15 protein-coding genes are annotated in these 13,054 nt (G+C 44.4%); 14 read left to right on the forward strand and 1 reads right to left on the reverse strand.

Annotated features, from left to right (window positions below; genetic code table 11):
* Positions 1 to 2,460: AAA family ATPase (locus Q0546_RS09090; protein ID WP_298792385.1), on the reverse strand; the 2,460-nt coding region annotated here is incomplete at its 3' end.
* Between the two features lie 177 nt (positions 2,461 to 2,637).
* Here Q0546_RS09090 and Q0546_RS09095 point away from each other — a divergent pair.
* The 14 genes from Q0546_RS09095 to Q0546_RS09160 all read left to right on the forward strand — a co-directional run bounded on the left by Q0546_RS09095 (position 2,638) and on the right by Q0546_RS09160 (position 12,934).
* Positions 2,638 to 3,942: a S41 family peptidase gene (locus Q0546_RS09095; RefSeq protein ID WP_298056815.1), complete on the forward strand. Its 1,305-nt coding sequence runs from the start codon at positions 2,638 to 2,640 to the stop codon at positions 3,940 to 3,942.
* 11 nt (positions 3,943 to 3,953) lie between these two features.
* The gene (purC, locus tag Q0546_RS09100) at positions 3,954 to 4,670 is read left to right on the forward strand and encodes a phosphoribosylaminoimidazolesuccinocarboxamide synthase (RefSeq protein WP_002947778.1); all 717 of its coding nucleotides are present in this window, start codon (positions 3,954 to 3,956) and stop codon (positions 4,668 to 4,670) included.
* Between the two features lies 1 nt (position 4,671).
* Positions 4,672 to 4,932: a phosphoribosylformylglycinamidine synthase subunit PurS gene (purS, locus tag Q0546_RS09105; RefSeq protein ID WP_298792389.1), complete on the forward strand. Its 261-nt coding sequence runs from the start codon at positions 4,672 to 4,674 to the stop codon at positions 4,930 to 4,932.
* Positions 4,929 to 5,594, forward strand: a complete 666-nt coding sequence (gene purQ / locus Q0546_RS09110; RefSeq protein ID WP_298056810.1) for a phosphoribosylformylglycinamidine synthase subunit PurQ — start codon at positions 4,929 to 4,931, stop codon at positions 5,592 to 5,594. Before purS ends, purQ begins: the two co-directional genes overlap by 4 nt.
* The gene (locus tag Q0546_RS09115; RefSeq protein WP_298792391.1) at positions 5,588 to 6,940 is read left to right on the forward strand and encodes an SH3 domain-containing protein; all 1,353 of its coding nucleotides are present in this window, start codon (positions 5,588 to 5,590) and stop codon (positions 6,938 to 6,940) included. Before purQ ends, Q0546_RS09115 begins: the two co-directional genes overlap by 7 nt.
* Complete coding sequence (locus Q0546_RS09120) at positions 6,927 to 7,613, forward strand: lysophospholipid acyltransferase family protein (protein ID WP_298792393.1); 687 nt, start codon at positions 6,927 to 6,929, stop codon at positions 7,611 to 7,613. The genes Q0546_RS09115 and Q0546_RS09120 overlap by 14 nt, the downstream gene beginning before the upstream one ends.
* Positions 7,614 to 7,752: 139 nt before the next feature.
* Entirely contained in the window at positions 7,753 to 8,061 is a 309-nt protein-coding gene (locus tag Q0546_RS09125) for a hypothetical protein (protein ID WP_298792395.1), read from the forward strand.
* Positions 8,058 to 8,648, forward strand: coding sequence for a hypothetical protein (locus tag Q0546_RS09130; RefSeq protein ID WP_298792397.1), 591 nt, complete (start codon positions 8,058 to 8,060; stop codon positions 8,646 to 8,648). Before Q0546_RS09125 ends, Q0546_RS09130 begins: the two co-directional genes overlap by 4 nt.
* Before the next feature lie 531 nt (positions 8,649 to 9,179).
* Positions 9,180 to 9,356, forward strand: coding sequence for a hypothetical protein (locus tag Q0546_RS09135; protein ID WP_298792399.1), 177 nt, complete (start codon positions 9,180 to 9,182; stop codon positions 9,354 to 9,356).
* Entirely contained in the window at positions 9,353 to 9,496 is a 144-nt protein-coding gene (locus Q0546_RS09140) for a hypothetical protein (RefSeq protein ID WP_298792401.1), read from the forward strand. The genes Q0546_RS09135 and Q0546_RS09140 overlap by 4 nt, the downstream gene beginning before the upstream one ends.
* Positions 9,497 to 9,499: 3 nt before the next feature.
* On the forward strand, positions 9,500 to 9,625 hold the full coding sequence (locus Q0546_RS09145; protein ID WP_298792403.1) for a hypothetical protein: 126 nt from the start codon (positions 9,500 to 9,502) through the stop codon (positions 9,623 to 9,625).
* Positions 9,626 to 9,910: 285 nt separating this feature from the next.
* Entirely contained in the window at positions 9,911 to 11,764 is a 1,854-nt protein-coding gene (gene htpG / locus Q0546_RS09150) for a molecular chaperone HtpG (protein WP_298792405.1), read from the forward strand.
* A gap of 235 nt (positions 11,765 to 11,999) precedes the next feature.
* A complete protein-coding gene (locus Q0546_RS09155) occupies positions 12,000 to 12,506 on the forward strand; it encodes a PAS domain-containing protein (RefSeq protein WP_298792406.1) in 507 nt (168 codons plus the stop codon).
* Between the two features lie 59 nt (positions 12,507 to 12,565).
* A complete protein-coding gene (locus Q0546_RS09160) occupies positions 12,566 to 12,934 on the forward strand; it encodes a hypothetical protein (protein WP_298792408.1) in 369 nt (122 codons plus the stop codon).
* Positions 12,935 to 13,054 lie beyond the last annotated feature (120 nt).

A 13,054-nucleotide genomic window follows, 5' to 3' on the forward strand; every position in this document is an offset into this window, starting at 1 on the left:
GAGTGCGCGGCGAAGCGGTCTAGCGCCGTAAACGATGTCAAAGCCCGCACCTGCGATAAATTTCTTTGCCTCCTCGCTTAGGCTTGCTTTTATACCGCGATTTTGCAGCGTTTTTTCAAGCTCTTTAAACATTATATCTACGATTTTTATTAGCCCGTCTTCATCAAGCGGGTTAAAGATTATCGTGTCGTCGAGGCGGTTTAAAAACTCGGGTTTAAAGTAGTTTTTAAGCTCGTTTTTGACCGCTTGCTCGCGCTCCTCGCCTTTTAGATCCATGATGAAATTTGACGCGATATTTGACGTGAGGATGATGATCGTGTTTTTAAAATCGACCGTCACGCCCTTATTATCAGTCGCCCGCCCGTCGTCTAGGATGCCTAAAAGCACGTTAAACACGTCCTTGTGAGCCTTTTCGATCTCGTCAAAAAGTATGACGCTATACGGGCGTCTGCGCACGGCTTCGGTTAGCTGTCCGCCTTCGTCGTAACCCACGTATCCAGGAGGCGCTCCGAGCAGGCGAGAGACGCTGTGCTTTTCCATGTATTCGCTCATATCAAAGCGTATGAGCGCGCGCTCGTCGTCAAATAAAAATTTAGCCAAAGCCTTCGCTGACTGCGTTTTACCCACGCCCGTAGGCCCCAAAAACAAAAACGATCCGATCGGACGCGCGCCCTCGTTTAGGCCCGCTTTGTTTCGCTTGATAGCTCTTGCCAATGCGTGCAGCGCGGCATCCTGACCGACGACGCTTTCGCGTAAATGCTCCTCGATCATCAGATATTTTTGCTTTTCGCTAGTTAGCATTTTGCTGACTGAAATTCCAGTCCATTTGCTTAGTATTTCGGCCACCAGCTCCTCATCGACCTGATTTTTTAGTAGCACGCCGCCTTTTTTCATCTCGTCCCATTTTTTTTCGAGTTCTTTTTGGCGATTGGCCGCTTCTAAAATTTTGCCGTACTCGATCTCGGCCGCGCGCTGCAGATCGCCGTTTCTACGCGCTATCTCGGCCTCGCTTTTTAGACTATCGATCTCTTTTTTTGCTTTTGATATGCCGCCAAAAACCGCCTTTTCGTTTTCAAATTTACCGTCAAGGGCGTGCTTTTGTTCGTTTAGATCGGCGATTTGCTTTTCTATTTCGCTTAGACGCGCCGCGTTTTTAGCTTCGTCTTCCATTTTTAGCGCCTCTTTTTCGACTTGCAGCGTCACGATCTCGCGTTTGATACGGGCTAGTTCGTACGGCTCGCTTTCTATCTGCATTTTGAGCTCGGCTGCGGCCTCGTCGATGAGATCGATCGCTTTGTCGGGCAAAAAGCGGTTTGAGATATAGCGGTCGCTTAGCTTTGCCGCCGCAACCAGCGCGCTATCGGTGATCGTCACGCCGTGGTGCACCTCGAGGCGCTCTTTTATACCGCGTAAAATTTGAAGCGCTTCGTTTACGCTAGGCTCTTTTACGTCGATAGGCTGAAAGCGGCGTTGCAGCGCGGCGTCCTTTTCAAAATACTTGCGGTACTCTTTTAGCGTCGTTGCGCCTACGGCATGCAGTTCGCCTCTGGCAAGCGCGGGTTTTAGGATATTTGCCGCGTCCATACTGCCTTCGCTAGCTCCCGCGCCCACGATAGTGTGGATCTCGTCGATAAAAAGGATGATATTTCCGGCGCTTTTTACTTCGTTTATGACGGCTTTTAACCTATCTTCAAACTCGCCGCGGTACTTCGCGCCCGCGATCAACGCGCTCATATCAAGCGCGATTACGCGTTTGTTTGCTAGGCTAGTAGGCACGTCTTTTGCCACGATTTTTTGCGCGAGGCCCTCGACGATAGCGGTTTTACCCACGCCAGGCTCGCCTAATAAAATAGGATTATTCTTGCTCTTTCTTATTAAAATTTGCATCATGCGCGTGATCTCTTCATCGCGCCCGATGACAGGATCGAGCTCCTTATTTAGCGCCTTTGCAGTTAGATCGATGCCGTATTTCTCCAAACTATCTAGCGTCTCGTCGCCGGTTTGGCTGTCTATCTTGCGCCCTGCTCTAATGCTTTCCAAATTTTTGCGGATTTCTAAAACATCTGTAAATTTGCCTAAAATTTGTTTAATTTCAGGCAACTCAAGCGCCGAGATAATCCACGTATCTACCGCGATATAGCTATCCCCTAGGCTCACCATCAGAGCTTTTGCACTTTCAAGAGAGTTTATGAGCTCTCTTGAAATTTGCACGTTTTCCTTGCTGACGTTTGAGCTTGTCGGTAGCTGTGCGGCTTTGCTTTTTACTTCAAGTTCCACCGCGTCCTCGCTGACGTTCATTTTGTTAAAGACTTGGTTTAGTAGCGAGCTACTATCTGCGGCTAGCGCCCAAAGCAAATGAAGCGGAAAGGTTTGCGGATTTTTCGCGTGTATCGCTAGCGCGACTCCCTTTTCTACCAGCTCTTGCATTTGTGCGGTTAAATTTTCGCCTAAATTCGCCATTTTTTCTCCTTTAGTTTATAATGGGCGTATTATATAACTTTAGTCGATTATTGTCAAGTTATCTAAGTTATTTAATATAAACACTTACAAAATAAAATTAAATTTTATTAAATCTTTTATCCTATTTTTAGGCAAATTTAACTAAAATACCCCCACTCAAAAGGCAGGAGATTAACTTTGAATAAAAAAAAGACGTTTTTGTTTTCAAGCGTTGCGGGCGCTATGATATTCGGAGCGGTTTTTAGCGCAAATTTAAATGCTAAAGCCACCGAGGACGGATCGAATTCTAAACTGCAATCGCTCTCTAAACTTACAAAAACCATTTCTACTATCGAAAAATATTATGTTGATGATTTACAGTTTAAAGAGATCGTGGATAAAGCCATAGAGGGGCTTTTAAATAACCTTGACGCGCATTCCGGATTTTTAAACGAAAAGGCGTTTAAAGATATGCAGGTACAGACAAACGGCGAATTTGGCGGCCTAGGCATCACTGTCGGTATGAAAGACGGCGCGCTAACGGTCATCTCGCCTATCGAAAATACGCCTGCCGATAAAGCCGGCATAAAAAGCGGCGACATCATCCTTCGCATCGACGGAAACGCGACTCTAGGCACTACTATAGACGAAGCTGTTAATAAAATGCGCGGCAAACCAAAGACGCCTATCACGATAACTATCGTGCGAAAAGGCGAGCAAAAGCCGTTTGACGTGAAGCTCGTGCGCGACATTATCTCGGTCGAGTCCGTTTACGCAAAGATGATCGAAAAAGACAACATCCTCTATCTTCGCGTGACGAATTTTGATAAGCACGTAACCGAAAAGGCCGAGGAATTTATCAAAAAGTATCCAAAAGCGGAAGGCATCATCCTTGACCTTCGCAACAACCCGGGCGGACTTTTAAACCAAGCGGTTGGACTAACGAATTTGTTTATAGATAGCGGTGTGATCGTATCTCAAAAGGGCAGAAACGAGAGTGAAAATAGCGAATTTAAAGCCGCAAGAGCAAATAAAATCACAAATTTACCGCTTGCGGTGCTAGTTAACGGCGGAAGCGCGAGCGCGAGCGAGATCGTGAGCGGATCGCTACAAGACCACAAACGCGCCGTCGTTATCGGCGAAAAGACGTTCGGTAAAGGCAGCGTGCAGATCATCCTTCCAGTGGACGACAAAGAGGCCATCCGCCTAACTATCGCGCGCTACTACCTGCCTAGCGGCCGCACTATCCAAGCAACAGGCGTTGAGCCTGATATTATCGTATTTCCTGGCAAAGTGCCTCAGCAGGATGAAAATGCCTTTTCTATAAAAGAGAGCGAACTAAAAAAACACCTAACCAACGAACTAAGTAAAATAGACGCAAATAGCGACAAAAACGCTACGAAAATCACGGACAATAAGACTATAATAACCGAGGCTAACGTAAACGACGATATACAACTAAAATCGGCGATTGACGCGATCAAAATTTTACAGCTAAAATAAGGAGTGCAAAAATGCAAAAAAAAGAGCTGATCTACGAGGGCAAGGGAAAAAAGATGTTCGCAACAGACGATGCGAACTTGCTAATAGCGGAATTTAAAGACGACTTAACCGCCTTTGATGCGCAAAAAAGAGGCAATGAAGCGGGCAAAGGCGCGTTAAATAATAAAATTTCGACGCAGCTTTTTCATCTTTTAAAAGAAAAAGGTATCCCGACCCACCTGGTCGAAACCCTAAGCGACACCGAACAGCTCGTGAAAAAATGTGAAATCATCCCGCTTGAAGTGGTCGTGAGAAATATCGCAACCGGTTCGCTAACAAAGCGCCTTGCGATAAAAGAAGGCACGGTTTTGTCGTTTCCATTGGTAGAGTTTTACTACAAAAACGATGACCTACACGATCCGCTCGTAAATGACGAACACTGTCTAATCATGGGCTTAGTTAAGAGCGAAAACGACCTTGATAGGCTAAAACATATGGGTCGCGAGATAAACGCTATCTTGTTTAAATTTTTCGCAGACAGAAACTTAAAATTAGTCGATTTTAAAGTCGAATTTGGCGTCGATAAAGACGGAAATATCCTGCTAGCAGACGAAATTAGCCCCGATAGCTGCCGCTTTTGGGACGCTACTACGAACGAAAAGCTCGATAAAGACAGATTCCGTCAGGATCTTGGCAGCGTAAAAGTCGCCTACGAAGAAGTTTTAAAAAGAATTTTATCTAAGGTTTAAAATGAAAGCTATCATCAACGTATCCCTAAAAAATGGCGTTTTAGACCCGCAAGGAAAGGCAGTCGAGCACGCGCTCGGCTCGCTTGGATTTAATAACGTAAGCGGCGTACGAATAGGCAAACAAATCGTGCTGGATATAAGTGCCGCAAGCAAAGACGAAGCGCGCAAGGAGCTCACCAAAATGTGCGAAGAACTGCTCGCAAACACCGTCATTGATGACTACGAGATAAATTTGAACGATAAATGCGAGAGCGCAAAATGAAAGTCGCCATCGTTTTGTTTCCAGGCACGAACTGCGAGCAAGATACAAAGTACGCTTTTGAGCTTTTGGGTTGCCAGACGCAGATAATCTGGCACAAAGAAAGCGAGATAAATGCCGATCTTATCGTACTTCCGGGCGGATTTAGCTACGGCGACTACCTACGCACGGCGGCTATCGCTAAATTTAGCCCGGCGATGAGTGCAGTCGTAAAACATGCGCAAAAAGGCGGATACGTGCTTGGCATTTGCAACGGCTTTCAGATGCTGTGCGAGCTAAAACTACTCGCGGGCGCGATGAGACGAAACGAAAATTTAAGCTTCATCTCAAAATACCACTATCTAAAAGTGGTTTCAAACGCAAATAAATTTCTATCAAATTTGAGCGTCGGCGAGATCGTAAACATCCCGATCGCTCACGGCGAGGGAAACTTTTACGCCGACGAGGCGACGCTAAAAGGCCTCTACGACAACGATCAGGTACTGCTAAAATACTGCGACGCAAACGGCGCAGAGCTAAATCCAAACGGCTCGGTCGACGAGGTAGCCGGAATTTGCGATAAAAATAAAAAGATATTCGGCCTCATGCCTCACCCCGAGCGCGCCTGCGAGAAATTTTTAGGTACGGATGATGGACTAAAGATGCTAAAAGGGCTAGTTTGCTAAAGCCCTTTTTAGCCTTTTTTACTATATTTGTTTTAGCTTGCACGGCGACCGAGCCTAGTGTGTTTGACATGATGGGCGACGAGCAAAGTCAAAAAGTAATCAAGTCTGCTCCCCAAACGCCCGCGCAAAAGCCAAATTTACAAAACAAAGCACCAAGTGCACAAAATAGAACTCCAAGCCAGACGCAAAGTACGGCTACGCAAAATAGAGCTCCCGTAGCGCAAAGCCAAGCCTCAAGCAACCAAGGCGGTACGCATCTACGTCAACCTATCCCGCAAAATATCGCACCCACCAACGAGCCAGAGCTAAATTTAAAAGACAGCCAGCTCTACGAGCGCGTGCAGCCAAACGACATCATCATCAAGGCTTTAAACGCGCCAAAGCAAGTCTACGTCGGGCAAATTTTTAGCTTTACGCTCTCGGTTGATATCCAGGATAACATCGCCGTTGATCTGCAAACTATCTTGCCAGAAACCGAAAACCTAAAATGGCTAAGCTCAAATTTGCGCTGGGATAACGATGGCAAAGGGGTTTACAAGGCTCAAATTTACGCCGAGGCCTCCGCCGAGGCCGTGCAAAATCCCAAAATCACTGTAAATTTAAAGCGTAACGGCGAGTTTTTCCAGACGGCAAATTTGACGCTTTCGCTGCCAAAAATCGTAGCGCTAAAAAGCGGCGAGAAATACAACCACGTCGTTGCTCAAAATCTCGAAGTCAAAAAATATAAAACCAATAAATTCGACGATAAAAATCTCATCATGATCGTCGAAGTAAACGCACAAAAAGGCAACATCGCGGACTTTTTCATCGAGGACAAGGACATCATCAAGCAAGGCGTGGACTCCACGAGCGGCGAATTTGACGCGCAAAGCGGATATTATTTCGCGATATTTTCGCCTGAAAAAACCTCGATCGATTTTAACTACTTTAGCCTGGCTAAAAAAGATTTCGTGAGCTTTTCGCTCCCGGTCATCGTCGAGGATGACGAGATCAGCACGCAAATCGGACTAAATCCAAAACAAAGCAAATTTGAAATTTACAAAAATATCGGAGTTTACGCGCTTTTCGGTATTTTCTTGATCACGTTTTTGTTTAAGCGCGACGCAATATTTCTCGTCGTCGTGGTCGGCCTTGGAGCCTATATCCTTTATAGCTACAACCCGTTTGGCGGCGCGACGCTAAGGCAAAACATAAACGTAAAAATTTTGCCTACGCAAAACTCGAGCGTATTTTATACCTCAAAAGCGGAGGAAAAGATCGAGATCCTCGGCGAACGCGAGGACTACGTCAAAATTTTGCTAGACGACGGCAAGATAGGCTGGGTGAAAAAAGATGATATTTTCTAGGATAAAGGCCTCGTATTTCGCGGTCGAGTTTCTAATCAGCATACTTTTGGTCGTGTTTTTCATGTGGCTTTTTAAAAAGCACATTCACGGCGTGAGAAAAATTTGGGGTAGGAGCCAGCGGCTTTTTGGCTTTTATTCGCTCGAAGTCGTCGGCAAATTTGACGAGTGCGCGAATATGATCATTATGAACCACCAAAGCATGCTAGATATCGTCGTTTTAGAGGAAGTCTATCCTAAAAATCTCTGCTGGATCGCCAAAAAAGAGATCGCCGATCTACCAGTCATCGGTCAAATCATTCATGTGCCACAAATGATCTCGGTCGAGCGCGAAAATAAACGCTCTCTCATCAAGCTCGTAAAAGACGCACAAGACCGCGTCGAAAAGGGGCGCGTGCTGGCGATTTTCCCCGAGGGAACGCGCTCGCACTCAAGGGAGCTTTTGCCGTTTAAAGGCGGTGCGAAAATCATCGCCGACAAGCTAAATCTAAAAATCCAGCCCATCGTGATCACGGGTTCGGACATCTTGGATGTGAAAAATTTTAGCTTTAAAAACGGCAAAATCAAAATCATCTGCCTAGATCTCATCGATACCACCGAGCCCGAGTGGCTAGAAAACGCAAGAGCTAAAATGCAAGAAACGCTAGATAGCGAGAGGCAAAAAGCGGCGGTTTAAAACGCCTGTTTTTACCGCAAATTTGCCTAGTGCGTAAATTTAACCTGAAATTGAGTCAAATTTACCGCGAACGAATTTGTGTTTTAAGCCCGCAAGCTAAATTTGTCGCCTCGTAAAAGCCGTAAATTTAGGAGGATTTATGAAAAAGTTCGCCGTTATATTTATGATTTTAACTCAAATTTTATTTGCTTCAAATTTGTCTGAGCCAGACCTTGAGATCTTTTTCGATGAAAATGCTACAAGCAAACAAATAGACGCTGGGCTCGATCAAATTTTAGATTTTTTATCGCAAAACCCGCACCGCGTAAATGATGAATTTGGCGAATTTAACGACCATCTTTTTTCACTCTTTATCTATAATGTAAAAATCATAAAAACGGGCAAATTTGACTTTGGACGTATAAAAAAGTACTCAAATTTAAACCAGGTCTTAACTACAAATTTATGATTTTCACGCCTATTGACGCGGTTATTGCACTTGGCATAAACCCTGACGGCAAATATAAATTCGATCAAAAAGAGTCGATACGCCTCATCGACCTACTCGTGGCAAACGGTGCGGATATCGGCTTGCCCGAGCTTTTGCGCACGGCTTGCAATGCCGAAACGTTTGAGATTTTTAGTCACCTTCTTAGCAAAGGCACGCACGGCGACAAAGATGTGATGCTTTGCGTGGCTGGTGGGATAGCTATCTTTATGGGTCAAAACGGCGCCCCGCCGATCGCAAACACCCCTCTTGATCCCAAAATAAGGCAATTTACGAAAACCGCAAAATTTACCGAGTTTTACCGAGATAAAATGCGCTATCTAGAGGAGCTTCTAAAATTTAAGCCACTTAGCGAATTTGAGGCTAAAGAGCTGGAAGTTTTTACAAAACTAGCTGCGGTCTTAGATAGTGAGGATATGGTTAAGTTGCTGCTAAATAACGGCGTTTGCAAGCAAGAAAATTTACAAACTTCTTGCGAAAGTCTCAAAAAACAGGCGGCGCACTATGACGCAAAAGAGAGTCAAAAGCTAATAAACGAAGTCAAATAGCATAACGCAGCGAGCGACATGAAGCTAGATTTAAGGGCAAATTTAAACAAGACGGCCCTAGTTAAATTTGCCGCTTCAAATTTAGACTGCTGGATCTAAACTCAAATTTTACCACAGCGTATGTAAATTTAAGGATGGATGATGAAAATTTCTTTACTATTTTTGCCACTCGCCCTACTTCTTTTTATTTGTGCCGCTTTTTGCGCTAGAGTAAGATGAAGTGGTTGAGGTTTGCGAGTAGCTAAAATCCGTACCTGATTTTAGGATTTTCTACGACGAAAATACTACGAGTAAGCAAATAGACTCAGGGTTGGATCAAATTTTAGACTTTTGGCGGCAAAACCCGTACCGTGTAAACGATGAAACGGGCGAGTATTGCGACCGCCTTTTTACGCCTTTTATCTTTAATGCCAAGATGCACAGTGCCGACGAAATCGACTTTAAGCGGATAGAAAAAGCGCTTGAATTTAAGCCCGATCTAAGCTACAAAACCATCGTTGCTAGCCCTATTTGCAACTCCGCTTTACTACTATGCCGCTTCCCTCAGGACAAAAGTCCAATCTTAGCGAAGCGGACGTCATCCGTCTCGTAAAGCTCCTGGTTAGGCACGGAGCGGACGCAAATGATAAGTTTGTTTTAAGCTGCATTTACGGCGCGGACGGCTTTTGGCTTTTTAAAGAGCTGCTTAGCATGAGAACGCTGACGTGAGCGAGATACCTTGGCAAATTGCGCTGGATTTGCGCTCGTTTGCCTACAAAAATGGCGTTGTTTTTAAGTCGGGCGAGGCCGTAAATTTAAAGGTGGTGCAGTTCGGAAAAAGCGCGAAATTTATGGAATTTTACCGCTAGAAAATGAGATATTTCGAGGAGTTTTTAAAATTTAAAAGCTTAAAAAAACTCAACAAAGGCGGGCTTAGATTTTTTATAGAGACGAATTTGGCGCTTGATAACGCTATGGCGATAGAGTTTTTACTGTAAAACGGACTTTGCAAGCTGGCGGACGAGTGCGAGTTTTTAAGAACCAAGGCGAAAATTTACGGCGCGACGGAGTTTTTGAAGCTTAAATTTTAGTCGCTTTTAAAAACCGAGCGTTAAAATTTAAAAATCCAAATCCCAAATTTGACTAATTTTAACCTTTTACCGCGAGTCAAATTTGAGAAAGAAATTTTAGATTAGTTGATAGTAATCGTATCAAGTTTAAAGATATTCTTAGCACTTTGTGCTATAATCTGCTAAAAAATTTTAAAAACAAAGGACGAAAAAATGAGCGAAAAATTTGAATTTCAGACCGAGGTAAACGAGCTGTTAAATTTGATGATACACTCGCTTTACTCAAACAAAGAGATATTTTTGCGCGAGCTAATCTCAAACGCAAGCGACGCACTGGATAAGCTAAACTACCTCTGCCTCACGGATGATGCTTACAAAAATCTAAGCTACTCCCCGCGAATCGATATTAAAATAGACAAAGATAAAAAGACGCTAACGATCAGCGATAACGGCATCGGCATGGATAAAAACGAGCTGATAAACAACCTCGGCACCATCGCTAGAAGCGGTACGAAGGGCTTTTTGGACAAGCTAAGCGGCCAAGCTAAAAAAGATAGCGCGCTCATCGGGCAGTTTGGCGTCGGGTTTTATTCGGCATTTATGGTTGCGGATAAGATTGAAGTCGTGAGTAAAAAGGCACTTGGCGAAGAGGCCTTTATGTGGAGTTCGGACGCTAAAACCTACGAAATCTCGCCCGCGCAAAAAGATAGCCACGGCACCTCGATCACGCTTTATCTAAAAGATGACGAGTTTACCGAGTCCTACCGCATAGAAAACATCGTCAAAAAATACTCCAACCACATTCCGTATCCGATATTTGCGGACAAAGAAGAGTACGTAGCGCCTAAAGATGGCGAAAAAGAGGGCTCGTACGAGACAAAAAACGTGCAGATAAATAAGGCCTCGGCGCTTTGGAAAATGAGCAAAAGCGCGCTAAAAGACGCCGACTACAACGACTTTTATAAGCAAATTTCGCACGATAGCGAGGATCCACTACTTTACGTGCATACCAAAGCCGAGGGCAAGATCGAGTACACTACCCTATTTTTCGTGCCGGCCAGCGAGCCGTTTGATCTATTTCGCGTGGATTATCAAAGCGGCGTGAAACTTTACGTCAAAAGCGTATTTATCAGCGACGACGCCAAAGAGATGTTGCCGCCTTATCTTAGATTCGTCCGCGGCATAATCGACGTTGAGGATCTGCCGCTAAACGTCAGCCGCGAAATCCTGCAAGAAAACAGCATAATGCGTAGCGTAAGGGAGCAAAGCGTCAAGAAAATCCTGAGCGAACTAGCCAAGCTAAAAGAAAAAGATAGAGAAAAATATATCAAATTTTATAAAATATTCGGCAAGGTGATCAAAGAGGGACTTTACGGATTTAGCAGCGAAAAGGAGCAAATTTTAGACCTTTGTCTCTTTAAATCAAGCAAGCGCGAGGGACTAATCAGCCTAAAAGAGTACAAAGAGGCGATGAAAGACGGACAAAAATCGATCTACTATATCAGCGGAAACAACGAAACTATGCTAAGAAATTCGCCGCTTTTAGAGAGCTTTAAGGCTGAAGGAATCGAAGTGCTCATCATGGACGAGGAGATAGACTCTATCGTCATGCCGATGGTGCAAGACTATGACAAAACACCGATAAAAGCGGTAAACCACACCGATATCGACGCCGAAATCAAACCGGAAAAAAGCGAAGCCGACGAGGGCAAATTCGCCGCACTGCTAACCAAGATGAAAGAGATACTAAAAGACGAGGTCAAGGACGTGAAGCTAAGCTCGCGCCTAAGCGAAAGCGCCGCCGTCATAGTCTATGATAAAAATGATCCGGACTACGCCACGCAGATGATGCTAAAGCAGATGGGGCATAGTGCCGGTAAAATTTTGCCGATACTGGAAATAAATCCAAAGCACGAGCTCTTTGAAAAGCTATCTCAAAACGAAGCTATGATCTATGACGCGGCCGAGCTGCTTTTAGATATGGCCAAGCTAAACGAAGGCGTCGCTATCGACGATCCGTCGGCGTTTAGCAAAAAGCTAACTAAAATCTTGCTAAAAGCGATCTAAATTTAAGCTTTTTTTGGGCTTAAATTTTATTTTTGGCTCGGCGACGGAGTTAAATTTGCCGCCGAGTTTTTTCAAAATCTCACTCAAATCTGCATAGCAAAATCCGCTCGCCCTACCCTTAAATTTACGGCGTCAAATTTAACCTAAAAGACGCTTGCTATGCTCATTTAAAAAGGCTAGTAAGCTACATTTGTGTAATATTTGGTTATAATTGCCGAAAAATTTAAGGTACAAAGTGAACGAGAATAAAGAATACTTCGTAAAAGAAGAAGATTTTATCGTATCAAAAACCGATCTAAAGGGCAGGATAACCTACTGCAATCAGCCGTTTTTAAAGATCGTCGGCGCGACGCAAGAGCAGCTTTTGTACAAGCCGCACAACATCATCAGGCACCCCGATATGCCGCGCATCGTGTTTAAGCTTCTATGGGAACGCATCAAGGCAAAGCAGGAGATTTTTGCGTTCGTTAAAAACAAGAGCTTTGACGGCGGCTTTTACTGGGTATTTGCTAACATTACGGCTTCGCTAGACGCCAACGGCGAGATCATTGGCTACTACTCCGTCCGCCGCAAGCCAAACCCGGATGGCGTCAAATTTATCGAAGGCGTATATAAGCAGCTACTTGAGGCCGAAAAAGATGGCGGCATGGAGGCTTCAGGCAAGTTTCTGGGGCAAATTTTGGCAGGTGCAGATATCAGCTACGACGAGTTAGTACATAAACTTCAGCGAGGACAGATATGAGATAATCTCGTCCTTGGCGGTATAAATACCCAAAAAACAAGCCTATCGAGCTTGAAAAAATGGATATCAAGCCGCAAGAAGCGGTCATGAGCACCGCGCAGTTTAGCGCTCTAGCAAGCGCGGTCAAAGAGCGAGGGACAAAGGTTAGCGGATATTTTTCGGCTGTTTTTGACAACGAGGATTACTATGCTAACGTCAGCGCCTATCTCTCGCAGATCCTACTACAGATATCGCTAAAAAGTGAGAAAAACGGCATAAGCACGGCAGCAAATCAAAAACTCCAAGTTGCTACAAAAAATATCAAGGATATAACCAAGCTCTTGCGAGCTCAAAGCGCCATCATGCAAAAATACAAAAGACGAAGCTTCTTTAATAATGACGCGACTTGTCTATACGCCGTCAAAACGCAGCTTGCCGAGCTTTTTTAAATGTGCAATCACAATTAGATCAGATGCTGAAAACACAGGCTAGCATCATCTCATACGTTATTTTGGGCAAGTTTAAGAATGCGTATAAATTTTTACTTTATTCTGTTTTTAGCAAAAAGT

The organism is uncultured Campylobacter sp. (genome assembly GCF_937997465.1).
In the GTDB taxonomy this organism is placed as follows: domain Bacteria; phylum Campylobacterota; class Campylobacteria; order Campylobacterales; family Campylobacteraceae; genus Campylobacter_A.

Bases quoted from the DNA above. Each gene is read 5' to 3' on its own strand.
- purC (WP_002947778.1), top strand. From the start codon at position 3,954: ATGCAAAAAAAAGAGCTGATCTACGAGGGCAAGGGAAAAAAGATGTTC.
- purS (WP_298792389.1), top strand. From the start codon at position 4,672: ATGAAAGCTATCATCAACGTATCCCTAAAAAATGGCGTTTTAGACCCG.
- purQ (WP_298056810.1), top strand. From the start codon at position 4,929: ATGAAAGTCGCCATCGTTTTGTTTCCAGGCACGAACTGCGAGCAAGAT.
- Q0546_RS09120 (WP_298792393.1), top strand. From the start codon at position 6,927: ATGATATTTTCTAGGATAAAGGCCTCGTATTTCGCGGTCGAGTTTCTA.
- Q0546_RS09125 (WP_298792395.1), top strand. From the start codon at position 7,753: ATGAAAAAGTTCGCCGTTATATTTATGATTTTAACTCAAATTTTATTT.
- Q0546_RS09130 (WP_298792397.1), top strand. From the start codon at position 8,058: ATGATTTTCACGCCTATTGACGCGGTTATTGCACTTGGCATAAACCCT.
- Q0546_RS09135 (WP_298792399.1), top strand. From the start codon at position 9,180: ATGCCGCTTCCCTCAGGACAAAAGTCCAATCTTAGCGAAGCGGACGTC.
- Q0546_RS09145 (WP_298792403.1), top strand. From the start codon at position 9,500: ATGAGATATTTCGAGGAGTTTTTAAAATTTAAAAGCTTAAAAAAACTC.
- htpG (WP_298792405.1), top strand. From the start codon at position 9,911: ATGAGCGAAAAATTTGAATTTCAGACCGAGGTAAACGAGCTGTTAAAT.
- Q0546_RS09160 (WP_298792408.1), top strand. From the start codon at position 12,566: ATGGATATCAAGCCGCAAGAAGCGGTCATGAGCACCGCGCAGTTTAGC.